At 40.6% G+C, this 26,630-nt stretch carries 24 protein-coding genes; 3 read left to right on the top strand and 21 right to left on the bottom strand.

Features of this window, described 5'->3' with window-relative positions; all coding sequences use genetic code 11:
* Positions 1-167: 167 nt before the first annotated feature.
* Positions 168-3,518 carry a DNA polymerase III subunit alpha gene (gene dnaE / locus PRK60_RS04085; RefSeq protein WP_273646363.1) on the bottom strand — a complete coding sequence of 1,117 codons (3,351 nt, stop codon included), beginning with the start codon at positions 3,516-3,518 and terminating at the stop codon, positions 168-170.
* 118 nt (positions 3,519-3,636) lie between these two features.
* Between dnaE and PRK60_RS04080 the strand changes: the two genes are divergently transcribed.
* The 3 genes from PRK60_RS04080 to PRK60_RS04070 all read left to right on the top strand — a co-directional run bounded on the left by PRK60_RS04080 (position 3,637) and on the right by PRK60_RS04070 (position 5,364).
* Positions 3,637-3,843: a DUF2929 family protein gene (locus PRK60_RS04080; RefSeq protein WP_273646362.1), complete on the top strand. Its 207-nt coding sequence runs from the start codon at positions 3,637-3,639 to the stop codon at positions 3,841-3,843.
* 91 nt (positions 3,844-3,934) lie between these two features.
* Positions 3,935-4,468, top strand: a complete 534-nt coding sequence (locus PRK60_RS04075; RefSeq protein ID WP_102169382.1) for a helix-turn-helix domain-containing protein — start codon at positions 3,935-3,937, stop codon at positions 4,466-4,468.
* Entirely contained in the window at positions 4,420-5,364 is a 945-nt protein-coding gene (locus PRK60_RS04070) for an IS3 family transposase (protein ID WP_144356498.1), read from the top strand. The genes PRK60_RS04075 and PRK60_RS04070 overlap by 49 nt, the downstream gene beginning before the upstream one ends.
* A 59-nt stretch (positions 5,365-5,423) precedes the next feature.
* Here PRK60_RS04070 and PRK60_RS04065 read toward each other — a convergent pair whose 3' ends face one another.
* The 20 genes from PRK60_RS04065 to PRK60_RS03975 all read right to left on the bottom strand — a co-directional run bounded on the left by PRK60_RS04065 (position 5,424) and on the right by PRK60_RS03975 (position 26,629).
* Positions 5,424-6,221, bottom strand: coding sequence for a metal ABC transporter permease (locus tag PRK60_RS04065; protein WP_102168658.1), 798 nt, complete (start codon positions 6,219-6,221; stop codon positions 5,424-5,426).
* Positions 6,221-6,889 (bottom strand): metal ABC transporter ATP-binding protein, encoded by a 669-nt coding sequence (locus PRK60_RS04060; protein ID WP_273646361.1) that lies wholly within the window; start codon positions 6,887-6,889, stop codon positions 6,221-6,223. The genes PRK60_RS04065 and PRK60_RS04060 overlap by 1 nt, the downstream gene beginning before the upstream one ends.
* 2 nt (positions 6,890-6,891) lie before the next feature.
* A complete protein-coding gene (locus PRK60_RS04055; RefSeq protein WP_102168660.1) occupies positions 6,892-7,806 on the bottom strand; it encodes a metal ABC transporter solute-binding protein, Zn/Mn family in 915 nt (304 codons plus the stop codon).
* Positions 7,807-8,085: 279 nt separating this feature from the next.
* Entirely contained in the window at positions 8,086-9,330 is a 1,245-nt protein-coding gene (pepT, locus tag PRK60_RS04050) for a peptidase T (RefSeq protein ID WP_102168661.1), read from the bottom strand.
* A 2-nt stretch (positions 9,331-9,332) separates the two neighbouring features.
* Positions 9,333-10,172 (bottom strand): Nif3-like dinuclear metal center hexameric protein, encoded by an 840-nt coding sequence (locus PRK60_RS04045; protein ID WP_102168662.1) that lies wholly within the window; start codon positions 10,170-10,172, stop codon positions 9,333-9,335.
* Positions 10,172-10,867: a tRNA (adenine(22)-N(1))-methyltransferase gene (locus tag PRK60_RS04040; protein ID WP_102168663.1), complete on the bottom strand. Its 696-nt coding sequence runs from the start codon at positions 10,865-10,867 to the stop codon at positions 10,172-10,174. Before PRK60_RS04040 ends, PRK60_RS04045 begins: the two co-directional genes overlap by 1 nt.
* 122 nt (positions 10,868-10,989) lie before the next feature.
* The gene (locus PRK60_RS04035) at positions 10,990-12,177 is read right to left on the bottom strand and encodes an aminotransferase class I/II-fold pyridoxal phosphate-dependent enzyme (protein ID WP_102168664.1); all 1,188 of its coding nucleotides are present in this window, start codon (positions 12,175-12,177) and stop codon (positions 10,990-10,992) included.
* Positions 12,178-12,462: 285 nt separating this feature from the next.
* Entirely contained in the window at positions 12,463-13,605 is a 1,143-nt protein-coding gene (gene rpoD / locus PRK60_RS04030) for an RNA polymerase sigma factor RpoD (protein ID WP_273646360.1), read from the bottom strand.
* 1 nt (position 13,606) lies between these two features.
* Complete coding sequence (gene dnaG, locus PRK60_RS04025) at positions 13,607-15,496, bottom strand: DNA primase (RefSeq protein ID WP_273646359.1); 1,890 nt, start codon at positions 15,494-15,496, stop codon at positions 13,607-13,609.
* 137 nt (positions 15,497-15,633) lie between these two features.
* A complete protein-coding gene (glyS, locus tag PRK60_RS04020) occupies positions 15,634-17,709 on the bottom strand; it encodes a glycine--tRNA ligase subunit beta (protein WP_273646358.1) in 2,076 nt (691 codons plus the stop codon).
* 1 nt (position 17,710) lies between these two features.
* Positions 17,711-18,706 (bottom strand): glycine--tRNA ligase subunit alpha, encoded by a 996-nt coding sequence (glyQ, locus tag PRK60_RS04015; RefSeq protein WP_102168668.1) that lies wholly within the window; start codon positions 18,704-18,706, stop codon positions 17,711-17,713.
* Between the two features lie 284 nt (positions 18,707-18,990).
* On the bottom strand, positions 18,991-19,764 hold the full coding sequence (recO, locus tag PRK60_RS04010) for a DNA repair protein RecO (protein WP_102168669.1): 774 nt from the start codon (positions 19,762-19,764) through the stop codon (positions 18,991-18,993).
* Between the two features lie 18 nt (positions 19,765-19,782).
* Positions 19,783-20,688 (bottom strand): GTPase Era, encoded by a 906-nt coding sequence (gene era / locus PRK60_RS04005; RefSeq protein WP_102168670.1) that lies wholly within the window; start codon positions 20,686-20,688, stop codon positions 19,783-19,785.
* Positions 20,689-20,703: 15 nt separating this feature from the next.
* Complete coding sequence (locus PRK60_RS04000; RefSeq protein WP_191912797.1) at positions 20,704-21,102, bottom strand: diacylglycerol kinase family protein; 399 nt, start codon at positions 21,100-21,102, stop codon at positions 20,704-20,706.
* Positions 21,086-21,565, bottom strand: coding sequence for an rRNA maturation RNase YbeY (ybeY, locus tag PRK60_RS03995; RefSeq protein ID WP_102168672.1), 480 nt, complete (start codon positions 21,563-21,565; stop codon positions 21,086-21,088). The genes PRK60_RS04000 and ybeY overlap by 17 nt, the downstream gene beginning before the upstream one ends.
* 3 nt (positions 21,566-21,568) lie before the next feature.
* Positions 21,569-22,603, bottom strand: coding sequence for a PhoH family protein (locus PRK60_RS03990; RefSeq protein WP_273646357.1), 1,035 nt, complete (start codon positions 22,601-22,603; stop codon positions 21,569-21,571).
* A gap of 127 nt (positions 22,604-22,730) precedes the next feature.
* Positions 22,731-24,116 carry an argininosuccinate lyase gene (gene argH, locus PRK60_RS03985; RefSeq protein WP_216972224.1) on the bottom strand — a complete coding sequence of 462 codons (1,386 nt, stop codon included), beginning with the start codon at positions 24,114-24,116 and terminating at the stop codon, positions 22,731-22,733.
* Positions 24,106-25,356 carry an argininosuccinate synthase gene (locus tag PRK60_RS03980; protein ID WP_102168675.1) on the bottom strand — a complete coding sequence of 417 codons (1,251 nt, stop codon included), beginning with the start codon at positions 25,354-25,356 and terminating at the stop codon, positions 24,106-24,108. Before PRK60_RS03980 ends, argH begins: the two co-directional genes overlap by 11 nt.
* A gap of 200 nt (positions 25,357-25,556) precedes the next feature.
* On the bottom strand, positions 25,557-25,715 hold the full coding sequence (locus PRK60_RS10115) for a linear amide C-N hydrolase (RefSeq protein WP_392391053.1): 159 nt from the start codon (positions 25,713-25,715) through the stop codon (positions 25,557-25,559).
* A gap of 26 nt (positions 25,716-25,741) precedes the next feature.
* A complete protein-coding gene (locus PRK60_RS03975; protein ID WP_260846181.1) occupies positions 25,742-26,629 on the bottom strand; it encodes an IS3 family transposase in 888 nt (295 codons plus the stop codon).
* Between the last annotated feature and the right edge of the window lies 1 nt (position 26,630).

Below are 26,630 nucleotides of genomic sequence, written 5' to 3'. Positions count from 1 at the left end.
TGAATCTCTCCTTTGCATTTATGCATCAACTGCGGTTTGCAATCGCATACCTCATTTGCACAGCCTTATGATAGCACTTTTTAAAATCTGTGTCTGTACTTTTTTGTGAAAAGATATCAAGAAAACGCTATCATTCAATAAATCTCATTAACTCTTAATTTTTCAACTCATTGCTGACTTCGCTTAAGAACAACATTGTCCTTACCAAGGATTTTTATCAGTCCCTGACGCGTTTCAGCCTGTGAATTCAACCATCGTGACTGCGGTTGAATCTTTTTTTGGTCATTTTCAGGATAATAAATAATCACTGGAATAGGTCCCCGATGAGCTGTCATAAACTGATAAAGTTGTTGTAGGACATGCTGATTATCATTTTCTGGCATGATTCGCAAGAACCACCGTTGTTGAGTGTGGCGTTGCTGTTGACGCAATTCATTAGCGTCCCGAATTTGATCAACAATTACCTGAAGGCCATGTCCCTCTCGCTGCTCTGTATGTCCATTAATCATCACTACCTGGTTACTCTTCAATAATGACTGATATCGGGTATATTGCCGCGGAAAGACTGTGGCTTCAATTTCGCCAGTCTGGTCCGTTCCTGAAAGAAATGCCATTTGACGGTGATCCTTTTTAGTATGAATTGTTTTAACCCGATTAATTAACATTAATATCACAACCGTTTGGCCAGGTCGGAGCTGACTTGCTAGCTGGACTCGGTATTTAATTGCTAGATCTTGGTATTGGGTCACTGGGTGTCCTGAAAGATAGACCCCTAAATATTCGTTTTCCTTTGCTAAGCGCTCCGTTAATGGATACTCTTGCCGAGCAGCAATTGTAGACTGCAATTCAGGATCTGCCCCTAATTCATTAGTGCTACTAAATAATTGAATTCCAGAGATCAGCATTGGCAATGCATCAATCATTTCGGCACGGTTATAGCCAAGATCATCAAATGCGCCCGCATAAATCAGTGGTGCAATTAATTCCGGCTTTTGCCATTTACTGGCTAAGCAAGAAATGAAATTACGAATATCCTTATAGGGACCATTTTGGTTTCGTTCTTGAAGAATTTCACGAATAAAGTCGCGACGAAGCCCCTTGATAGCAGCCAAGCCGAAGAATAATTGATTCCGAGACAGTGAAAATTGCTGCTGACTTTCATTAATCCGGGGACCGACTAGCTTAACACCTGAACGACGGGCATCCTGAACATGCATCTTTAATTTATCGACGTTTGGTTCAGCATTCATCAACGCGGTAAAGAATTCAGCAGGATAATTGGCTTTTAGGTAAGCCATTTGAAAGGCCATTTTTGAGTACGCAACCGCATGTGACCGATTAAATCCGTAGTTAGCAAACTGGTCAATATAGTTAAAAACGCGCTCTGCTAATTCTGCCGAATAGCCATTTGCTTGAGCACCCTTCATGAATTTAGTCCGCATCCCCTCCATTGTCGCACGCTTCTTCTTACTCATTGCACGACGCAAAAGATCGGCTTCACCCAGACTAAATCCAGCCATTACCGATGCTAGCTGCATTACTTGTTCCTGATAGACTAAGATACCATACGTTGCTCCCAAAATTGGTTCTAGTGATGGATCTGGCAACTGGTAATTCTCTTTCCCCTGTTTACGAGCAATAAAATGGGGAATATTTTCAAGCGGACCCGGTCGGTAAAGCGCATTAACCGCAACAATGTCTTCAAAACTGTCAGGATGAAGATTGACTAATACTTCCCTAATTCCCGCTGATTCAAATTGAAATACACCATCAGTTAACCCTTTTTGGAAGAGAGCTAACGTTTTAGAATCCGTTAATGAGATTTTGGAAAGATCAAATTGGGGATTTTGCTGACGAATCAATTTTAAGCTATTATCCATTATTGAAAGATTCCGCAAACCAAGGAAGTCCATTTTTAATAGCCCTAATGCCTCCACGGTATCCTTTGGGAACTGAGTCATCAATAACCCTTCACTTCCGTTCTGCAGAGGGACAATTTCATGAAGCGGCTTTTCAGATAAAACAATCCCCGCCGCATGAATTGAGTAGTGACGAGGCAAACCTTCTAGCTTTTGTGCTACTTGATATAGCAATCGATATTCTGGGTGATCGTTCAAAAGGTTACGTAACCGCTGAGACTCTTTCAAACTCCCTGCCAGACTAATGTGCAACCCATGGGGGAGCGCTCCTGTTAATTCATTGATTGCAAAACGGTTTAACCCAAAGACCCGACTCACATCACGAATAACTTGCTTAGCGGCTAGCGTCCCAAAAGTAATAATTTGAGCCACCCGACTGTGTCCATACTTCTGGTGGACATATTCAAGAACCTCACTTCGCCGATTATCAGGAATATCAAGGTCAATATCCGGCATTTGAGCTCGTTCGGGATTAAGGAACCGCTCAAATAAAAGATTATATTGTAGCGGATCGATATCAGTAATTGCTAATGCATAAGCTACTAATGATCCCGCGGCTGATCCTCTTCCCGGATCAGTTGTAATTTTTGTCCGGTGAGCAAACCGCATTACGTCCCAAACAATCAGGAAATAGTCATCGAATCCCATTTCATGGATTACTTTTAATTCCTTAGTTAACCGTTGTTGATAGTCAGTTAGTTTTAACCCCGGCGCAATCTGCCGTTTTTTCAATCCCTCAATACATAAGTAACGAAGATATTCAGCAAAAGATTTCCCCGTTGGCGTATCAAAGTGCGGGAGGATGGGCTGCTTAAATTCAAAGTCAATATTACACTTTGCTGCAATTTCGACCGTTTTTTCAGCCGCTTGCTCAAGATCGACTGCTTGGTAGGCCCCTAAAACATCTGCCTGGGGTTGAAGATAGTTCTTTCCAAGTTCTTTAGCTTTTTCTTCAACGTTTTCTAACTGAGTATTAGCATCAATTGCCTGAAGGACCTTACTGGTAAATAGATCATCTGCATTCAAATATTCAACTGGGCTAACCCCCACTAATGGTAAAGAATGGCTCGCTGCTAGTTGGCTCAGTGTTGAGCGTTGAATTTGGTCTAACTGGGGATTAATTCCTAAAAGGAGACTGTCCCGATCAGTACTTTCATGAAGAAGATTAACAACTGCATCCTCGGCTTTTAACCAGCTAAAAACTGTCGATTGCGGTGGAATAATAACGTATAGTGATGAAAGAAACGGTTTAATTTGTTCAAAAGTTAACGGAAGCATATCATGCTCACTCGTTTGTTGACGAGTGGAAATCTCCATTAAATTTTGGTAGCCTGACCGATTTTTAGCTAAAAACAGTAATTCCAAGTTCGTCCCGTCAACATTGTTTAACGCAATTGTTAATTGCAAGCCGATTATTGGTTTGATACCTGCTTTTTTAGCGGCATTATAGAAATCAATTGCCCCATATAATACATTCTTATCGGTCAATGCAATTGCAGAGTAACCGCGTTCCTTTGCGGTTGTGACCAATTCAGTAATGCGAATCGGGCTTCTTAACAGAGAAAAACTACTTTTTACTTGGAGCGGTACAAAATCCACCTTCATTCATCCCCCTTTCATTAAGAAATTATAACAAATGTCGTTAAATTATGCTGTGAAAGGCTAGCGAGATTATTTAGTAAGTGTTAAAATTATTTTAATTGAGATGGATAAGGAGATGTTCCGAGTGAAACTATTAGAAGCAAACATCGGTGCTGGTGTCATTGCTCTCATTTTAGGTGAGATCTTAGCTTACATTGATAGTCAACTAGAAACAATGACCCCAGATTACCTACTTACTGGTATTTTGGCCGTTGTATTCGGTTTAGTTGCCGCTAACTGTGTATACTTCATCACACGAAAAGCTGATCCATCAAAAAGCTAATTCCTAAAAGAACTAATAAAAAGAACCAGGAAAGTTATGAAGTGCCTCATAATTGTTAGACAAAAGTTCTAACGATTGTGAGGCACTTTTTATGACTAAATACAAACCTGACTTTAAAGCTAAAATTGTCCACGAATATCTGACTACTCCACAAAGTTCTCGAGCCTTGGGGCGCAAATACAGTATCAGTAGCCGACTGATCAGGAAATGGATTCAAAGATATCGCTTAAGTGGGATAGACGCCTTGAAACGGCGTCGTCATCCACGAACCCTTACCGCAGATTTTAAGTTGAGTGTGATAGACTACTACCAAACTCATGAGGAATCGATGGTTAAAGTAGCGGCTCGATTTGACGTGCAAGCGTGCCAAATTTCACTTTGGCGGTCACAGTTCAAGCGAGATGGTATTGAAGCCTTGAAACCTCACCCGAAAGGTAGGCCGTCAAAGGTGAAACATACTAAGAAACGACTTCGTCGTCTTACTAATAAGACTGAAGTGGAACGTTTAAAAGAAGAACTTGCCAAGAAAAGCCAAGAACTCTATGACACAAAATTGGAACGTGACATCTTAAAAAAATCGTTGGCCCTGTTCGGACCCTCCAAGGCAAAGAGAAAACGCAAATAGTTGATCAGATCAGGGCAGATCAAGCATCGCTACCGAAGAAATATCGCTATAAGATTGGTGACATTCTCCATAAAATCAACCTTCCTAAGGCTACTTACCATGATGAGCGCAAGCGCATCGCTAACCATCATGATAAATATGCGAGTGTTAAGCAAGTGATTCTTAGCGTGGCTAAAGAAGGGCAAGTCCGCGGACGATGGACCTACGGTTATCGTCGCGTGAACCAAAAACTGCGGGCAATGGGCATTCATTTGGCGGACATGACGGTGAACAAGTTGATGGCGAAATTAGATGTTCAAGTGGCACTGTATAATCGCCACCGTAGTGGTAAATACTCATCTTATGAAGGTAATGTGGGCACAGTTGCGGATAATCTACTAAAACAACAATTTCAGGCCACCATTCCTTATCAAGTCCTCCACACAGATGTTTCTCAAGTTCGCTTAGCTAATCACAGTTGGGCTTATATTTCCTCAATTATCGATGAAGCCAGTAAGGAAGTTTTAGCCTTCCAATTGAGTCAACATCCTGATCGACAGTTGATTACCGCTACTCTCAACGAGCTATGTACAAAGCTGCCTGATAATGCTCAACCAATTATTCATTCTGATCAGGGGTGGCACTATCAACTGGGGTACTATACCCAAAAGTTAGCTGATAATCACTTTATTCAAAGTATGTCCCGTAAGGGAAATTGTCATGATAACGCACCAATGGAGAGTTTCTTTCACCTGTTTAAGACAGAGTTATTAGATGGTTTCCCACCATGTAAAGACTTAGCTGAATTAAAATCACTCTCAGCTCAATACATTCATTACTTTAATTACCAACGTATCTCCTTAAAAACAAAAGGTATGACTCCGGTTGAATACCGAAATCATACCTTGGTAGCTTAAATAATCAATTTTGTCTAACTTTTTTGTTGCACTTCAGTTAACTTTCCTGGTTCTTTTTATTATGCCGCCCCACTATATTTTTGTTTAATTAGGGCACAACAATAAATTACAACTTCAATCACGGCAATAAAGAAACTAACTGGCCAATTAGTTAAGTAACCCAGAAATAGTCCTGTCCAGGTTCCTAAAAGGGAAAAGAGGATCGCCAGGCCAATCATTTTAGCAACTCCATGAGTAAAATATTTAGCACTAGCTGCCGGAAGAGTTAATAGAATAAAAATCAACAATGAACCAACTATTTGCGCTGCTACACTCACGCTCAACGCTAAAACAATTAAGAAAATGACTGAATATAGTGCAGCATTAAGTCCGCTTACCCGCGCGCCAATAGCATCAAACGAGGTGAACTTCAGCTGCCGGTAGGTGATAAAGATTACCATCAGGACAACGATTGATAACCAGATCAATTGTTGAACTTCACCTAAGTTAATCCCGACAACACTACCAAACAAAATATTAGTTGCTGAACTAGCATTCTTACTGCTTAGAGAAAGAAACAGGATCCCTAAGCCAATAAAAAGAGCGGAGACTGCACTCGTTACTGCCTCACGACGGGATTCTTTAATACTCATTTGACCAACAAGAATCGAACTAAGCATTGTGAAAAGGATCATTCCGTTCAAGACTGGCCAGCCAATAAAGACAGCAAATGCTCCCCCGGCAAAACCAATTTCCGATAAGGTATGAGTTAAAAAGGATAAGTTTCTGGCAACAACAAAAACGCCAACAAAGCCACTAACTATTGCAATAAAGGTACTAGCAACAAAAGCATGACGCATAAAACTAAGCGTTAACATTACTCAGCCTCCTTTTCCGGGTGAGGAAGTTCATTAATTGGACCTGTCAAATAACCATCCCCAGTCATTTGAAGGAAACGAGTTCCATAATGTTGAGCTAGATCCCAATCATGGGTAACAAACATTACACTCAATCCCTGCTGTTGAAAACGGGTAACAAGATCCAATAATTCATACTTCATTTCATTATCCAAACTAGCTGTTGACTCATCAAGAATTAATAAGCCAGGCTTGGGAAGCAGTGCCTGCGCTAAGTATGCTCGCTGCTTTTCTCCACCAGACGCCAGCCCTAACGGCCGATCAGCAATCTTTTGTAAGTTAGTTTGACTAATTATTTCGTCTACCCGTTGACGTTCACTCGTTCTCAACCACGGGAGAAAGCTATGCTGAACATTCAACGCAATGAAATCACGAATTGAAAGCGGATATTCCTGATCAATATTCCGAAATTGCGGAACATAGCCAATTTTGGTTTGCGGACTAATTATTATTTCACCCTTTTGCGGCTTAATGAAACCCAACATTGAGCGAACAAGAGTTGTTTTACCAACACCATTTTCCCCGATAACTACCAAAAAATCTCCCTGGTTAATATTAAAGCTTAAGTTATCAATCACTTGATGATTACCATAGGCAACCGTTAAATCATTAACTGCAACAATTGACATTTTTACTTTTCCTCCTGCTGAATTCGCGAAAGATTCCGATACTGCGAAAGCATCCACTCCTGATAACTTTTAGCATTATTTGGTTTAGTTTCCGTTACCTTAAGCACTGGAACATGATTTTCACGGGCTAGTTTTACTAATCCATTAACGACATGGTCGCTAGTTTGAGAATTTTCGACAAAAAAAGCGATCTGATGGTTCTTTATCGCAGATTGTAGTTGTTGAATATCATGTGGCGATGGATCATTGCCATCTTCAATTGCTTTCTCAAAATGCTGATCCACTATCTGGTAGCCAAGCGCTGTTAATGAGTAATCAAAAACCGGTTCACTAACCGCAACCTTATTATTTTCCGAATTAACATTGGCTTTAATTTTCGCGATTTCCTGATCTAACGGTTTCAAAGAATCGATGTACTTTTGGGCGTTTTTATGGTAGTAGGCACGGTGCGCTGGATCAAGTTTACTATATTGATGAGCTAATTGTTGAGCTAATTTTTTCATCGTTGCCGGTTCATACCATAGGTGCTCATTTTGCCCGGAATGTTTTCCCATCAGCTGGCCAACATTAATTACTTCTTGAGAATGCCGATGACTACTAGATTTAACAACTTTATTCAACCACTCATCATAACTTAAACCGTTTTCAACCACCACGTTGGCATTCCCTACCTGCTTAGCCTGAGCGGTTCCTGGCTGGTAATCATGAGGATCAACAGAGGCATTATCAATGATTGATGTTACTTTACCGTACTTTCCGGCAACCTGCTTAGCTGCTTCCCCATAAAAATTGAGACTAGTAACTACTTGGATTGGCTTTTTGTCAATATTGTGCGTTTTAAACGGGATGCAAGATAAAACTAAAACAACTAGTAATAGACTAACTAGACACCCTACACCGATAAAATATTTCTTCATTCTGCTCTCCCTTTTAAGAGTAATAATTACTATTAAGAACAATTAATATCTTACCGAACTATTCGCTTGAATGCAAGGCAAAACTGAATAATTACTTAAAAAGGTGAAAATATGGGAACGTGACAGAAATCATTTCTGATTTTGTTTTCACGTCCCCGTCGACACGCAGCTGGTCCTTAGAAAGCACAAATGGGTTTCAGAATTCGGTTTTACCGATTACTGAAGCCCATCATTTATGTTAGTGTGTTATCCGTAATTTCGATTTTTAATAAATATTCATTAGTTCACACTATTTAATTCATTAATCTTAAGAAGAACATCTAGTGCCTTTTCCATTGTTTGCAGAGAAACATATTCAAACCGACTGTGCATATTTTCTCCACCAGCAAACAGGTTTGGTGTTGGCAAGCCCTTATAAGAAATGGTTGAACCATCAGTACCACCACGAACTGGATAGATTACCGGCTTAATATCTAGGTCTTCCATCGCCTTTTTGGCAATTTCAACCGACTCCATCTTTCCCTTTAAAGCATCCTTAAGATTATAGTATTGGTCGTACAGGTTCATACTGATTCGCTTGCTGCCCAACTCAGTATTTAAACCATCAACGATCCGTTCTAATAAGTGCTTCCGTTCTTCAAAGACTTCCCGATCATGATCACGGATAAGGTAAACCATCCGTGCATGATCAACGCTGCCGTCAAACTTATAGAGGTGGAAGAAGCCTTCTCGACCCTCAGTTCTTTCAGCCCGTTCATGCGCTGGCAAACTATTGTGAAGATCAATTGCAACCTGGATGGCATTAACCATTGTTCCCTTAGCAACACCAGTATGAACATCCTTCCCAGAAATTTCGATCTCAGCTTGAGCAGCGTTAAAGGTTTCGTACTCCAATTCACCTAGCGGACCGCCATCAACGGTGTAGGCAAAGTCTGCGCCAAAGTCATCAACATCGAAGTGGTCAGCACCCGTCCCGATTTCTTCATCAGGGCCAAGGCCAATCTTGATTTCGCCATGCTTAACTTCTGGATGATTCATATAATATGCAGCCATTGTCACAATTTCAGCGACTCCCGACTTATCATCGGCACCCAATAAAGTTGAACCGTCAGTAGTAATTAACGTATCACCCTGGTAATTCTTCAAATTAGGAAATTCTGCAGTTGATAAAACATAGTTACCATCTTCATCAAGTTGAATATCACTCTGACCATCATAGTCTTCAACAATTTGTGGGTTAACATTATGGGCATTAAAATCCGCTGTGTCAACATGTGAGATATAGCCGATTGTTGGAACATCATGGTCTAAGTTACTTGGAATCGTAGCGTAAACGTATGAACATTGCGGATTAATATGAACATCACTCAATCCTAAATCTTTTAATTCTGCTGCTAATTCATTTAAGAATGCCGTTTCCTTAGGGTCAGAAGGAACAGTATCTGAATCAGGATTAGAACGAGTTTCTGTCTTTACATACTTTAAGAAGCGTGGTAATAAACCTTCATATTTTTCTTCTGTCATTGTTAATTCTTCCCTTCATTATTAACCATAAAATTAAATGGATCAGTATTCAGCTGATTTTGTACAATTGTAAAATCCCAATTATTTTCCTGTTTCCACTGGTTAAAAAGTTTAGCCAATTGTGGTTCACAGATCGCCTCAATGTGGTGCCCTGGATCGATTACCATTAGATGGTTGGCAACCATGTCATGGGCAAAATGGTAGGTCACATCACCAGTAACATAAGCATCCGCACCCTTATCAACAGCAACTTGCCAAAAGTCTTGACCAGCACCACCAAGAACTGCGACCCGGTGAATCGGCTTATCCAGATCTGTTGGTGCAGCTAACCACCGCAGCCCATTAACATTGAAAATTCGCATACAGTACCGAGCAAATTCTTTTGTGGTCATTGAGCCATTTAAGGTTCCAATTCTTCCCATCCCAACTGGTTGACCAGATACAGGATCAACACCAGCTTCAACAAGCGGTTTCAGATTAGTTAACCGTAATTTAGCTGCTAGCCAATCATTCATTCCCCCGTTAGCCGTATCCAAATTAGTATGGGCGGCATACACTGTAATTTCATGACTAAGTAACTGCGCATACATTTCATTTTGCGGAACTCGAGTATCCAAATTCTTTGCTGGATGAAACATTACCGGGTGATGAGCAAAAATAAAATCGACATTTTGCTTAATTGCTTCATGGACAACTTCTGGCCGAACATCAAGAGTCGTCATCAACCGTTTAATCGGCCGATCAGGATTCCCTAATTGCAATCCGGGGTTGTCCCAACTTTCTGCAAGTTGCGGACTCGCAAATTGTTCAAAGCGCTGGATTAATTCATTTCCTGTCGTCATTAATTAAGAACCTCCCTTATCAAATTAATGTATTCCTCCTCTTGCTTAATTTTAGCAACTGGTGGCTTGCTAGCACATTTAATTTGTCGGAGAACATCCTCTTGCCGTTGTAATTCACTTTGCCATTTCTTGACAAATACAGGAGAATGCTGTTCAAGCAAGAACGGCCCAAAAGTTAACTCATACTTACTATAACGAAAAGGAACAATTGATGGTTCAGCAACGATCACCTCATAAATATGACCATCTTCGGCGACCATTCTTTCAGCCATAATCTGAAATTGGTGATTCATTAACCATTTTCTTAAACGGTCCTCACCAACATTCGGCTGTAAAATTAATCGAGTTACCCCAGCTAATTTTTCCGGATGAGCATCAAGAATTTGGGTAATTAATGCTCCACCCATTCCAGCAATTGTAATTGTGTCGATTCGATCACTATCTTTAATCGCTGCTAGTCCGTCAGCTAGCCGTGCTTGGATAGTCCTTGCTAAGTCTAACTTTTTAATCTCGCTGACTGCATTTTCATAGGGACCTCTTACGACTTCACCAGCAACTGCATATTCAATCTGATCTTGCAGTGCTAATGCTGCTGGCAAGTAGCCATGATCCGACCCAATATCGGCTACTCGTGCTCCTTGAGGAACAAATTTAGCAACAGTTGTTAACCGCTGGGATAAATTTTGTGCATCCACTATACCATTTCCTCTCAACATTTCTTTATATATAAGTATAGCAAATGTTTAACCAAAAGGAGGACAACAATAAAGCCAAAATGACTTTATCATTGTCCTCCCCATCCAATTCAAGCTAATTATTAATCATTCAATTCTTTTACAAATTTACCAATCCGGTCAAGGGCTTCGTGAAGATCCTCATCAGAAGAAGCATACGAAAGACGAACGTAGCCTTCGCCCCCAGCACCAAACGCACTCCCGGGAGTAACCCCGACCTTCGCTTGATGAGCTAATTCAGTGGCAAACTTAACATCGTCCTTACCAAATGATTCTGGAATCTTAGCAAAGATATAGAATGCTCCTTCTGGCGTTGACATTTCAAAGCCAAGATCACGTAGCCCAGCAGTCACGAAGTCACGACGTTTTTCGTAGGTCTTACGGAATTCAACTGGATCTTCTTGACCATTATTAAGTGCCTCAACGGCTGCTGCCTGAACATTATCAGTAACAGTTGTTACCAAGAAGGCGTGCATTTTCCCAATGCTACCCATAATCTCTTGAGGGCCGGCTACATATCCTAAGCGATAACCAGTCATCGCATGTGACTTCGATAGTCCTGAAATAAAGATTGTCCGTTCAGGAATCATTGAAGTTAACGAATAATGTTCCACCCCGTAAACAAGATCACTATAAATTTCATCAGCGATCGCGTACAAATGATGCTTTGTCATTACCTTAGCTAACCCCTCTAAAGTTTCCTGAGGGTATTCACGACCAGTAGGGTTACTTGGGTAGTTTAGAAGAACTGCCCGCGCACCATGACCTTCCTTTTGTAATACCTCTTCAAGTCTTTCAGGGGTCAACACAAAGCCGTCTGCTGAAGTGTCGACCTGAATTGGAGTAGCGCCGGTCATTGCTACTAATGGGAAGTAAAGCGCAAATACTGGTGTTGGGATAATTACCTTATCACCAGTATTTAATAATGCAAAAAGGGTCGATGCTAATGCTTCTGTTGCACCAACAGTTACCACAATTTCACTTTCAGGGTCGTATTTAACACCACGAGTACGCTCAACATACTTAGAGATTGCTTCAAGTAATTCTGGCTTTCCCATTTGTGGTGCATAGTGGGAATCATTATCTTGAATACTCTTAATTGCAGCTTGCTTAACATGTTCAGGGGTATTCATATCTGGTTCACCAAGGGTTAACTTAATGATTCCAGGAATATTAGAAACTGAGCGATCAAATGCCCGGATCCCCGAAGGCGATGTTGCAGCTAATTTATGGTTAATAGTACCTGTTAAATCTGATGACAACTTTGGCATTATAATGGTTCCTCCTTGTTAACAATTGAACATTATAAATATAATTAAGTTTAAGTCCTTAAAACTTAAACAAGTTAAGTGTACTGTGGAACATATGCCCAAGTCAAGCACCTTTTAATCTTTTTCTTAGAATTATTTAATTTAATAGGTATTTGATGAAAAACAATTAATAAAATAAAGTCTTAATTATCATTGATAAGTCTTGGTAACTAGAACTTAATAGAGCGCGGTGAGAAAATCTTCTCTCACACGCGCTCTATCGTTTATCTATTAATTTTACTTATTTTACTCAAGGAAATCCTTTAATTGCTTTGAACGAGATGGGTGGCGCAACTTCCGCAAGGCCTTTGCTTCAATTTGCCGAATCCGTTCACGGGTAACACCAAAGACTTTTCCAACTTCTTCAAGTGTCCTAGTACGACCATCATCAAGACCAAACCGAAGGCGAAGAACATTTTCTTCCCGATCGGTTAATGTATCAAGAACATTTTCCAGTTGTTTCTTCATCATTTCATAAGCAGCATGATCGGCTGGACTAGTTGCATCCTGATCCTCAATAAAGTCTCCCAAGTGTGAGTCATCCTCTTCACCAATTGGTGTTTCAAGAGAAACCGGCTCTTGAGCAATCTTAAGAATATTTCTTACCTTTTCAGTCGGCATATCCATCTCAGCACCAATTTCTTCTGGAAGTGGTTCCCGTCCCAAATCCTGAAGTAGTTGCCGCTGAATCCGGATCAGTTTATTAATCGTTTCTACCATATGAACTGGAATCCGAATAGTCCGGGCTTGATCAGCGATGGCCCGGGTAATTGCTTGACGAATCCACCAAGTAGCATAGGTTGAGAACTTGAACCCCCGCCGGTAATCAAACTTTTCAACGGCTTTCATCAACCCCATGTTACCTTCCTGGATCAAATCAAGGAATTGCATTCCTCGCCCAACATACCGCTTAGCAATGGAAACAACTAACCGTAAGTTGGCTTCAGCAAGTTCTTGCTTTGCTTCTTCATCGCCTTGTTCAATCCGGAGAGCAAGCGCAACTTCTTCGTCAGCACTTAACAGGTTTACCCGACCAATTTCCTTCAGATACATCCGTACGGGGTCATTAATCTTTACCCCAGTAGGAGCAGAAGTATCCTTCATCGCTTTTTGAGATAGCTTTTCAGTAGCCTTTAATGCTCGCGGATCAGGATCACCATTTTCATCAACAACACTAATTCCTGAATCTTCAAAATTTTGGAGCAAGTTATCAATTCCATCAGCATTCAATTCAAATGGTTTTGCAACAAGTTCGGTCAGATCATCATACTTAATGTGTTTGCGCTTCTTGTAAGTACGAATTAACTTACCAACAGCGGTATCATACTTTTTTTGATCGAAGTTATCACTATTTGAAATGACGATTTCTTTCTTTTTGCTTTTTGCCATATTAATTGGTCTCCTCCGCTTTTAATTCTTGTTGCTTCTTTAAAAGTTTTATTAACTTCATTGTTAACTGGGTTGCTAGTTCACTATTATTTAACGAACCAGCTTCTCTAATCTGCGATTGTAATTCTTTGATTTTTTGTGACAGGGGGATTTGTTCCTGAATCAATTGAACACAATCATCAATAAGTTGCATATTAACTACATCATCAACGTTTAACTGCTCAATTTGACCGAGAGTTGATCGTAAGCTATCTTCCTTAAGATAATCCATTAGTCCTGCAGCTGAATACTCTCCATGCTCAGAAAAATAACTCTCCGCTAATAAGTATAACGTTTGATAGCGTTCATGTGCAAAGTGAAAATCATTTATTGCCGCTACATGATCCCAAACTTCCTGATCATGGAACATATACCTTAATAGTAACTGCTCTGCTAATTCAGTCCGCTTAATGGGATTGCGCTGTGGTGCTGGCGAACTAGGTGGTCCTAATGAAATTTCCGAGGAATCCCCCTCATTCTGCGGTAACCCTACTGGCTGCGAGTGGCGACTTCTTCCCCCTAATCGCCGACTAATATCTTGTAATTGACTCTTTAACGTTGCCTTATCAAGGTCAAACTCCTTAGCAAGCTGCGTAAGGTACATGTCCTGTTCCAATGGCGATGAAAGAGTGGCTAGCAGTTTTAGGGATTGTTCTAAGTATGAAATCAATTCGTTTTGGTTGTTAAGGTTCTTATTCAACCGGTAAAAACGCAAATAAAAATCAACTGGCGTTTCCTCTTGATCAACTAAATACTTAGCAAACTTATCAGCACCATTTTGTTGAACGTACTCATCTGGATCAATTCCCGCTGGTAATTGAACGACACGCAATTGCATTCCCTGAGGCTGGTGATCGCGAAAAAGCGTCACTGCACGATCAATCGCATTCTGACCAGCGGAATCACCATCATAGCAGATATCGACTTGTCTAACTGCCCGACCGAGAATGCCAACCTGTTCTTCGGTCAGACTCGTCCCCATCGAGGCAACACCGTTCTTGACCCCAGCACTATAAGCAGAAATAACATCCATAAATCCTTCAAAAAGGTATATTTTTGATGTCCCTCGGGCCTCCTTACGGGCAATGTCAAAATTAAAGAGGGTTCGGCGCTTATTAAAGATCGGTGTCTCAGGACTATTTAAATACTTAGGCGTTTCTGCAGGCACCTTACCAATTACTCGTCCAGAAAAACCGATCACACGACCATTTTGGTTGCGGAGTGGATACATTACCCGATCTACAAACCGGTCGTGAAGGCCACCATCATTATCTTCTACAAAAAGTCCTGACTTACGTAATAACTGGTAATCATTGATCTTTTGCTCCAAAAAAGGCTTCAAAATTCGTTGTTCCGGAGCAAAGCCAAGATTAAAGTCATTAATTAGCTCATCGGTCATCCCCCGCCCTTTTAAATACTTTAAGGCTTGAGCACCAGCAGGAGTGTTCATCAGGATATGGTGGTATAACTTTGCAGCCTCTTCATGCATCATCATCAACTTACCATTAGGAGTATTATTCTCTTGGCGAGTATTTCTATCACCATTATTGAGGTATTGAGAAGGTAGATCAACGTTAGCAAGTTGAGCGACTTCGGCAACGGCTTCTGTAAACGGAATATGCTTTAATTCCATTAGAAATTGAAACACGTTTCCACCACGGCCACAACCAAAGCAGTAAAAAAATTGTTTCTGTTCGTTAACGGAAAAAGAAGGAGTCTGCTCCTCATGAAATGGACAAAGACCAACAAATCCCTTTCCTGATTGGTGCAATTGTACATAGTGACCAATTACATCACTAATATCTACGGAATCACGAATTCGATCGATGACCTCTGATGGTATTCTTGCCACTAGCTGACACCCCCCACTAACGCTAGAACAGCTACGAAAGGCCGCAACCCCTGCGGAATGCGACCTCCATAACTATTTAGCCAAAATTAACTAATATATATGATACCACAAGTCATCAATAATACAATCAAAAAGGCTTATTTAACGATTAGCTTATCCAGGTTACCAATTAAGTATGTTTGCCGCGCAAGAATTCCTAGCTGAGTCAAACGATTATTCTTTACGTTTTCATCCTTATCCATGATCATGTTTTCATCGAAGTATTCACTAATAATCGGTGCTAATGACCGCAGAGCAGCAAAGTTATCATCAACCGTCCTTTGTGCATTCTTATCAACTAAGTCGTTAACGGCATCATAAAGCTTCTGTTCTGATGGATTTTGGAATAAACTTGGATCAACCTTTACAGAAGAGTCATCATTCCCCTTTTTAGCAATCCGTAATACCCGAGTTAATGCTTCAACAACACCCTTGAAGTTTTCATCATCATGATGGGCTTTGATTGTCTTTGCAGCGTCCAGAACGTTTTCAATATCATCAGATTGAGTATCAGTAACGGCATCAATCACATCATGTTTCATGTGTTGACCACTCAATAACTGGTGAATTCGATCCATAAAGAAGGAACGAACCTGGGCTGCATTCTTACTAATATCAATATCGACATCAAGCCCAGTTTCATTAAAGGCCTTAATGATTTCCGGTTGGATATTCAATAGTGGTAAATGCCAATTCCGGTCAGCAATAATCCGCACAATCCCAAACGCTTGACGGCGTAATGCATATGGATCATTGGAACCGCTTGGAATCATGTCAACAGCAAAGAAGCTCATAATACTATCAAGCTTGTCAGCAATTGCTAAAGCAGCGCCAACCTTACTCTCAGGTAGATCCCCTTCAGCTGAAACCGGCATATAATGTTCCCGAATTGCTTGAGCAACAGCCGGCTTTTCACCAAAGAGCTTAGCATAGATTTCACCCATTACACCTTGCAATTCAGCAAATTCACCAACCATTTGAGTTGTTAAATCAAACTTATAAATATGTGCCGCCCGATCAAGATCAGCTAATTCTTCATCACTAAAGTTCAATCGGTTACCAAGAACTGCTGCAATTACAGCAACCCGTTGCATTTTATCGTACATCGAACTGATCTTATCATGGAAACTAACCCGCTTTAATCGTTCAACGTATTCATTAATACTAATCTTTTGGTCTTCTTCATAGAAGAATTTAGCATCTTCCAAACGAGGTACCAAGACCCGTTCGTTCCCCTTAATCACGTTTTCTAGGTAATCGGTATTACCGTTACGAACTGCAATAAAGTTTGGTAAGAGGTTACCTTCGTGATCACGAAGGTAGAAGAACCGTTGGTTATCCTTCATTGAAGTAATTAAAACGGCATCTGGAAGGACCAGGTACTTTTTGTCAAATGATCCAGCAAAAGCGGTTGGCCATTCAACTAAGTTATTAACTTCTTCTAGTAAATCCGGATCCTTATCAATTACCCAATCATTAGCGGAAACAATCTTATCAATTTGCTCCTCAATTAACTGCTTACGCTTTGTTTGATCAGCAATCACAAAATCATCATGCAAGGCCTTTTCATAATCAGTTGCTTGGTTTAGTTCAACCTCATGGCCAAGGAAGCGGTGACCACGAGTAGTCCGTCCCGCTTCAACGTCAAGAATCTTAAACGGCACCACTTGGTCGTTCAAAAGAGAAACCAACCAGCGAATTGGCCGGATAAATTGCAGGTTATTGTATCCCCACTTCATCAAGGTTGGGAAGTTCATTGAAGTAATTACGTCTGGTAGTCCTTGAAGAACTTCAGCTACTGGCTTACCACTGATATGCTTTTCAACAAAAACATATTCAACGCCTTTAACTTCCTTAAACTCAATATCGTCTACTGATGCACCTTGTCCACGAGTAAACCCGATTGCAGCCTTAGTCCAATTGCCGTCTGCATCTTGAGCAATTTTCTTTGCGGGACCCTTTACGGATTCATCAACATCAGGTTGCTTGTCGCTTAGTCCATGAATCAACAATGATAGCCGCCGTGGGGTTGCGAATTCCTGGATCTCGTCAAAGGGAATCCGTTGTTCCTTAAGATAATTAGCTACCCGTTCATGTAGCTGCTTAATACTTGGCGTTACCACATGGGCAGGCATTTCTTCAACACCGACTTCTAATAAGTATGAGTTAGCCATGTTACTTGTCCCCCTTTTGAGCTTGCTTTGCTTTCTTAGCAGCTTGCTTTGCAGCCCGTTGCTTAGCCTTTTCTGCTTTCTTTGTGTACTCGTCTAAGGTCTTTTGCCGAAGCTTTTCATCATGGATAAGTGGGAAGCCCCGTTTACGTCGTTCTTCAACAAAGGCCTTGGCAATTGACTTAGCCATAATCCGGATCCGGTGAAGGTAACCAGCACGTTCCGTAACGGAAACTGCACCACGAGCATCTAATAAGTTAAAAGTATGGCTACATTTAAGAACATAATCATATGCAGGATGAACCAAACCAAGCTTAATTAGACGCTTTGCCTCAGTCTCATAATTATTGAACTCTGCTAGCAACATATCCTGGTTGCTTTCTTCAAAGGCATACTTTGAATGCTCGTACTCTGGTTCCTTAAAGATATCACCATAAAGAACCCCGTCTGCCCATTCGAGGTCGTAAACAGAATCAACATTTTGAATATATTCAGCTAACCGTTCAAGACCATAAGTAACTTCGGCCGCCACTGGATTCATTGGCAATTCACCAACTACTTGGAAATAGGTAAATTGGGTAACCTCCATTCCATCAAGCCAGATTTCCCAACCAACACCGGCACACCCCATTGAAGGATTTTCCCAGTTATCTTCAACAAAGCGAATATCGTGCTCAAGTGGATCGATTCCTAATTCACGCAAGCTCCCTAAGTAAAGTTCCTGAATGTTATCAGGAGACGGCTTCATAATTACTTGGAATTGGTGATGTTGGTATAACCGGTTAGGGTTTTCACCATAACGACCATCAGCAGGCCGTCGTGATGGTTCAACGTAAGCAGCATTCCATGGTTCAGGACCAATTGCCCGTAAAAAGGTGTATGGACTCATTGTTCCGGCACCTTTTTCATTATCATAAGCCTGCATTAACATGCAACCTTGTTTTGCCCAGTACTTTTCAAGTGTAAATATAATATCTTGAACACTTAACTTATCAGACATATCGACTCTTCCTTTCAAAAAAGTCCCTGTAGAAACTAGTCTGCGACTAATTTCTACAGGGACGAATTAATTTCGCGGTTCCACCCTGCTTCTTTGTATCACTACAAAACAGCTTAGTTATTACAGCTGCTAAAGTGCCCCACTAATAGGCTAACTCAAAGGCTTGCACTCTCCCTCTGTCGCTCAATATTAACCGTCATTAGCTTTTTCTTTGTCGTTGCTGTAAATATATTTTTATACGTGACTTATGATAGATAAACATTTTCTAAATGTCAATTACTAAATCACGATTTTTTTAATTTCTCTTCCCATTGCCCCATTTGACGAATAAATTGTTTACTTTTCAAATTCAAGCCGACTTCATTGTCATACAACGAGTCCATTACGAATTGCAGTCGTCGTTTCGTCACAGGATTAATCTTAATGGAATTGAGTTTTTGAAGGTTTAACGTCGAGAAGCGTTGCAAATAATAAACTGTTCGCTGGTCAAGATGTAGCCGTCGTTCGTCAAGATGCCAATGATTCCGACAAAGCATTCCACCATACTGCTCAGAAAAATCCAATAGTAGATCGTCACGACCACAAATAACACAACGATCCCAGGTTGGTGCAACTCCAAAGCGGACTAATAATTGTGTTTCAATCACATTTGCAATCACCTGCTCATCAAGGCCGTTGTTAATCAAAGCAAGGGCTGCAACAACCTGGTTAAACCAACCGCCAATTCCCTGACCATCCTGAAATGCACTATCAACTAACGCCAATATGTATGTCGCATATGCATTTTTACTAATATCAGTGGCAATGGAACGGTACTGACTAGTATCACTCGCGGTATTAATGAAACTCAATCCGTTATCAGTTAATGAACCAATATATTCACCATGCGTAAAGGGTAGAATATCTGCAGCCATTCGAAACCCTCGTTTTTTGGCCCCCTTAACAAAGAACATTGCCGGGCCAATCTTATCAGTTAAGATTTTTACTAGGAGATCCCGCTCACGATAATCACGGCGAAACATTATTATTCCCCTAAAATCAGTGGTAATCCGACTCATTGGGGTTCATCCCTTCAATTAATAATCCTTATTACGGTAACCATAATCTTTAAGCATTGCTGATTTATCTCGCCAATCGGGAACAACCTTTACCCACAATTGAAGGAAGACTTTATCACCTAAAAGGTGTTCAATATCTTGTCGGGCCTTAGTACCGATCTTTTTCAGCATTTGTCCCTTCTTACCGATAATAATTCCCTTTTGTCCAGGACGTTCAACGATAATGTTAGCAGAAATGTGAACGTGCTCATCATCTTCCCGTTTAACAGAGGTCACATCAATTGCCACTGAATGAGGAACTTCCTGGCGAGTTAATTCAAAGACCTTTTCCCGAATCATCTCTGCAATTACAAACCGTTCGGGATGATCGCTAATCTGATCACTAGGATAATATTGTGGCCCGTTCGGCAGAATCTCGATTAGCTTATTAATTAGTGGGTTAACATTATTTCCTTGAAGGGCTGAGATTGGGTAAATTCCAGCAAATGGTAATGCATCTTTATATTGCGCAGTTATTTCTGGTAGGTTATTTGGGTTAACCTGATCAATCTTGTTAATTACCAAGAAGATTGGCTGCTTAACATTCTTCAACCGGTTAATAATAAAATCATCTCCTGGTCCACGATCCTCAGTAGCTGAAACCAGATACAATACAGCATCTACTTCATCAAGAGCTGACAAAGTAGACTTTTCCATAAAGTCACCTAGTTTTGTTTGTGGTTTATGAACTCCCGGAGTATCAATGAACACTATTTGAGCATCATCAGTAGTATAAATTCCCTGGATCTTATTTCGGGTTGTTTGGGCAACATTACTCATAATTGCAACTTTCTGACCAACCACGTAATTCAAGAACGTTGATTTACCAACATTGGGCCGACCAATTAAAGCAACAAAGCCGGACTTATAATTTGGATTATCCATTCTTTTGCTTCCTTTCTAATAACCTAATAACTTTATTATCCTTGGTAAAAAGATAATTAATCCCACTAAAACCGCAAATATTGCGGTAATTAACACGCCACCTGCAGCGACATCCTTCGCTTTCTTAACATTAACATCGTAGTGATGCTCACCAAGTAAATCTGTTACTGATTCAGTGACCGTATTCAAGAATTCAGCCGAAAAGACAACTAGGATCGCAAGAAGGAGCCACAGCCATTCCAACCGATCAACCCGCAACAGGAAGCCTAAGATAATAACCACTATCGCCGCCGCAAGATGATAACGCATATTTCGCTCTTGTGAAATGACATCAAAGATACCATCGATTGCGTGTCCCATCGCCTGAATCAAGTGGTGGTTCTTTTCTGTTTGCCGACTATCTTTCGAGGCCATACTGATCCAATATCTCCCGTTGTAATGTAAACATTTCCTTTTCATCCTCTGGTTGCTCATGATCATAACCATTTAAATGAAGGAAGCCATGAACAACAAGAAAACCCAGTTCTCGGTCAAACGAGTGACCAAGGAACTTTGCTTGTTCAGCAACCTTATCAATTGAAATAAAGAGATCGCCAAGATTTACCGGTAATTCGGCTGCCAGTTCAGGCGCCAAAATAATTGGCGTTTCATCGCCAGATTCCTCAGCAGCAAAACTCAATACATCAGTTGCCCGGTCAACATGCCGATACTGAGAATTTAATTCTCGGATTTCAGGATTATTAACCAAAGTTACTGACATTTCAGTGCTGTCAGCTAATTCCAGCTTATTTCCCGCAAACTCAAGTAGCTTTTTAATTAATTCAATATGAGCTGTACTAACCTTTTGTGAAGTATGATCAAATATTTCTAATTCCATAAGTTAATCCTTTTTCTCGGCTTCCTTTTTCGCTGCCGCTTCTTTTTCCTCATCCCGTTTAACTAACCGTTTTGTTGCATTGGTTTCGTAGGCATTGATAATTCGGGCGACAACGGGATGCCGAACAACGTCTTCGGCCGTAAACTGAACAAATTTAATTGACTTAATATCTTTCAAAATTCGTTTTGCACTTACTAATCCGCTCCGGGTACCATGTGGTAAATCAATTTGAGAAATATCACCATTAACTACCATTTTTGAACCAAATCCTAGCCGGGTTAAAAACATCTTCATTTGTGCATTAGTAGTGTTTTGCGCTTCATCAATAATAACAAAAGCACCATCCAAGGTTCGCCCACGCATATAAGCCAGTGGCGCAATCTCAATTACTCCCCGTTCCATTAGTCGTTGAGTATGATCCGCTCCAAAAATATCATTCAATGCATCATAAATTGGCCGCAAGTATGGATCGATTTTTTCCTGAAGGTCCCCTGGGAGAAAACCAAGGCTTTCACCCGCTTCAACTGCTGGCCGGGTCAAAATGATCCGTTCAACTTCGCCACGCTTAAGTGCAGCCACTGCCATTGCAACAGCTAAGTATGTTTTCCCGGTACCAGCTGGACCAATCCCAAAAGTAATATCGTTGTGCTTAATGGCATTAACATATTGACGTTGACCAAAATTCTTTACCCGAATGGAACGCCCACGACGATCCCGAATAATTGTTTCACTATAAAGATCGGCAAAGTAATCTAGCGTTCCTCGATGAGCCATCTTCATTGCACTGACAATATCTGTACTATGAAGGTGGATCCCCTGTTCGCTTAAATCCAATAAAGCATGGAAAACATCTGCAGTTAATTTAACATCCTCAGGCAACCCCTTGATCTTTAAATTGTCGCCAAAGGGGTTAACGGTAACATTCATTCCTTGTTCATATAAGGAGACAAACTTATCTTGAATTCCTAGTAAAGCAACCTCAGATTCTGGACTACTGATTTGGAATGTTTGCTCAATTTCTTCGTTATTTTCTACCAATTAAAATAGCTCCTCTTAGTTAATATAAGTAGATCCTTAGCACATTATATCATAACAAAAACAGCCAAAGGATGACTCATCGTTAAAATCATTCTTTGGCTATTTTATTCCTTTAAGCAAGTAATGGCTAATGATTAGCAAGAAGTTCTTTAGCCTGCTTAATTTGTTCATATACTTGGATAAAGCTCGTTCCCCCAAGTGACTGCCGACGTTCCACAGCTACTTTTGGTTTCAGGCATTCGTAAACGTCTTCCTGAATTTTTGAATTAATTTCCTGGTATTTATTTAACGGAATGTCACTCAGGTTAGTCCCCGTCTTTAATCCTTGAAGAACTAACTCACCCACAATTTCATGCGCCTGACGGAAAGGAATTCCCTTAGTTGCTAAGTAGTCAGCAAGCTCAGTGGCGTTAGAAAAATCATTATGGGTTGCATGTTCCATCCGTGCCTTATGGACATGTAGCGTTTTTACCATTCCAGTCATAATCTTAATTGAAGGAAGAATTGTTTTAACGGCATCAAATACCCCTTCCTTATCTTCCTGCATATCCTTGTTGTATGCTAACGGCAAACTTTTCATTGTTGTTAACAGGCCAAACAAATCGCCATAAACACGGCCACTCTTTCCCCGGATTAATTCAGCCATATCAGGATTCTTCTTCTGGGGCATAATTGAACTCCCAGTTGAATATTCATCCGCTAATTCAATATAGTTAAATTCATAGCTACACCAATAAATAATCTCTTCACACAAGCGAGACAAGTGCATCATGAGAATACTGGCATTACTCAAGAATTCTAAGACAAAGTCACGATCCGAAACTGCATCTAATGAATTAGCATACGGCTGGTCAAAGCCCAATAATTGAGAGCTTAATTCACGATCAATCGGAAAAGTGGTCCCTGCTAAAGCGGCAGCTCCTAACGGTGAAATACTAGTATGCTGTTTGTTAAATTCAAACCGTTCAATATCTCGCTGAAACATTTGAAAATATGCCATCAAGTAATGCCCATAAGAAATTGGCTGCGCATGTTGCATGTGCGTATAGCCAGGCATAATTGTCTCCACATTTTTCTCGGCCTTGATAACTAAAACGCGCTGCAAATTACGCAAAGCTTGAATCACTAATGGCAAGCGTTCATTAACGTATAAGTGTAAGTCCGTTGCTACTTGATCATTTCGGCTCCGTCCAGTATGGAGTTTTCCTGCTACGGGGCCAATCTCTTCAGTTAGTAATGCTTCAATATTCATATGAATATCTTCATTGTCGACCGAAAACTTTAACTTACCTTGGTGTAACTTCTGTTCAAGTTTCTCTAAGCCAGAAATAATTTGGTCAGCGTCATTTTCTGAGAGAATGTTAGTTGCTTTTAACATCTTTACATGAGCTAGTGAACCATGGATATCTTCTTCGGCCATCTCCTGGTCAAATCCAATTGATGCACCAAAATTATTAATAAAGTCATCGCCAGCTTCCTCAAACCGGCCACCCCACATTCGCTTAATCGGCATCAGCAGTCACACCTTTATCATTAATTTGTTCTTGCTTCGTTGCCAATGCTTTTTGCTGGACTTGAGCATATACCTTGTCAGGGAGTTCCCATAGTTTGATAAATCCGGTAGCAGCTTCCTGATCAAATTCATCCGCTGAGGTATATGTAGCTAAATTCTTATCGTAAAGGGAGTTAGGCGACTTCCGTCCTTCACAGATTACGTTCCCCTTAAATAGCTTTACCCGGACAACACCATTGACAACAGCTTGTGCCTGATCGATGAATGCAACTAGCGACTTCATTAGCGGTGAGTACCAAAGACCGTTGTAAATAATCTCACTCATTTTTTGTTCAACAATCGGCTTAAAATGGGCTAGTTCACGCTCTAAGGTCAAATCTTCTAGATCTTTATGAGCGGCCAGTAAAACAGTCGCCGCTGGGCATTCATAGATTTCCCGTGACTTAATCCCGACCAACCGGTTTTCAACGTGATCAATTCGACCAATTCCATGACTACCAGCAAGGTGATCTAATTTCATAATTAATTCATCAAGTGGTAGTTTTTCACCATCAATGGCTGTTGGCACCCCTTCTTCAAAACTAATTTCGATTGTTGTCGGGGTATCGGGAGCATCTTCAATCGCTACTGTCCGGTCATACGCATCGGCTGGTGCGGCAGCCCATGGATCTTCAAGAATCCCACATTCATTTGCCCGGCCCCAGAGATTTTCATCAATGGAATATGGGCTAGCCTTAGTAATTGGAACCGGAATATTGTTATCCTTAGCGTATTGAATCTCTTCTTCCCGTGACCAATGCCAATCACGAATTGGGTCTTCGATTTTCATTTCTGGAGCAAGGGCATGAATACCGGCTTCAAAACGAACTTGATCGTTTCCCTTACCAGTACAGCCATGAGCAATTGCAGTGGCGCCATATTCACGGGCAACAGCCACCAGTTTTTGAACGATTAATGGACGGGATAGTGCAGAAACAAGTGGGTACTTTTGCTCATACATTGCGTGTGCCTGAAGTGCTGGCAAAACAAATTGTTCAGCAAAGTCATGTTTAGCATCAATTACTACTGACTTCCATGCGCCAACTTGCTTTCCTTTTTCCTTAATTGCTTCAAGATCTTTTCCTTCACCAACGTCAATACAACATGCAATCACGTCATATCCTTTATTTTTTAACCACGCAATTGCAACCGAAGTGTCTAAACCACCGGAATAAGCTAATACAATTTTTTCTTTTGTCATCTGTATATCCTCCATCCATTTTAGAAATTGGTAATAAATATACACTTAATATTAATTTAAAGCAAGTAAAAATCAGTAATTTGTCATTTTTATTCAAAAATAATAATTTATTATGTATATTAATGAATAAAAAAATCCCCTTCATTTTGACTCGGTGAAGCTAATCACCAGCCTAAATGAAGGGAATCCTGCTTAGTTATTTAATTTTGAAAATTAATTGCTTGTTCACTCTGAAGTGGATATTGAAGTAATTCAGTTTGATCTAGCCGATCCTTTTCCAATTTAACCGCATTAATTTGGTTATTACCATACGTTGAATAGTAAAAAGTCCCCGTAGTTAAATTAATACTGAAGTGCAACAAAAAAGTTAGACAAAATTGATTATTTAAGCTACCAAGGTATGATTTCGGTATTCAACCGGAGTCATACCTTTTGTTTTTAAGGAGATACGTTGGTAATTAAAGTAATGAATGTATTGAGCTGAGAGTGATTTTAATTCAGCTAAGTCTTTACATGGTGGGAAACCATCTAATAACTCTGTCTTAAACAGGTGAAAGAAACTCTCCATTGGTGCGTTATCATGACAATTTCCCTTACGGGACATACTTTGAATAAAGTGATTATCAGCTAACTTTTGGGTATAGTACCCCAGTTGATAGTGCCACCCCTGATCAGAATGAATAATTGGTTGAGCATTATCAGGCAGCTTTGTACATAGCTCGTTGAGAGTAGCGGTAATCAACTGTCGATCAGGATGTTGACTCAATTGGAAGGCTAAAACTTCCTTACTGGCTTCATCGATAATTGAGGAAATATAAGCCCAACTGTGATTAGCTAAGCGAACTTGAGAAACATCTGTGTGGAGGACTTGATAAGGAATGGTGGCCTGAAATTGTTGTTTTAGTAGATTATCCGCAACTGTGCCCACATTACCTTCATAAGATGAGTATTTACCACTACGGTGGCGATTATACAGTGCCACTTGAACATCTAATTTCGCCATCAACTTGTTCACCGTCATGTCCGCCAAATGAATGCCCATTGCCCGCAGTTTTTGGTTCACGCGACGATAACCGTAGGTCCATCGTCCGCGGACTTGCCCTTCTTTAGCCACGCTAAGAATCACTTGCTTAACACTCGCATATTTATCATGATGGTTAGCGATGCGCTTGCGCTCATCATGGTAAGTAGCCTTAGGAAGGTTGATTTTATGGAGAATGTCACCAATCTTATAGCGATATTTCTTCGGTAGCGATGCTTGATCTGCCCTGATC

Source organism: Limosilactobacillus portuensis (assembly GCF_028607025.1).
GTDB classification, from domain to species: domain Bacteria; phylum Bacillota; class Bacilli; order Lactobacillales; family Lactobacillaceae; genus Limosilactobacillus; species Limosilactobacillus portuensis.
The sequence above is the reverse complement of the archived record's forward strand: the minus strand, read 5'-3'. Positions and strand labels throughout refer to the sequence as shown.